Below are 236 nucleotides of genomic sequence, written 5' to 3'. Positions count from 1 at the left end.
GGATACACCTGCTATCGAACGTAAGAGGACAGTATGAGGCTCGTTAAAACCCTCCCTATTTTGCTCGGTCTGGGCGCAGCACTGGGAAGCGTGAGCGCCTGGGCTCTGCCGAACGATAGCCAGCAACCGATCCATATTTCGGCTGACGATGCACAGCTCGATGACAAGAAAGGTGTCGCCACCTATACCGGCGGCGTGATCATCACCCAGGGCTCGATGAAGATTACCGGTAACAC

Annotated in this window: 1 protein-coding gene; it reads left to right on the top strand. The window is 55.5% G+C overall.

All coding sequences use genetic code 11. The features are described from left to right. Positions 1–33: 33 nt before the first annotated feature. On the top strand, positions 34–236 hold a 203-nt coding region (locus AAEZ02_RS23505; protein WP_351125661.1), incomplete at its 3' end, for an LptA/OstA family protein.

The sequence above is a fragment of the Shewanella sp. T24-MNA-CIBAN-0130 genome (assembly GCF_040310185.1).
Classification (GTDB): Bacteria; Pseudomonadota; Gammaproteobacteria; order Enterobacterales; family Shewanellaceae; genus Shewanella; species Shewanella psychromarinicola.
The sequence above is the reverse complement of the archived record's forward strand: the minus strand, read 5'-3'. Positions and strand labels throughout refer to the sequence as shown.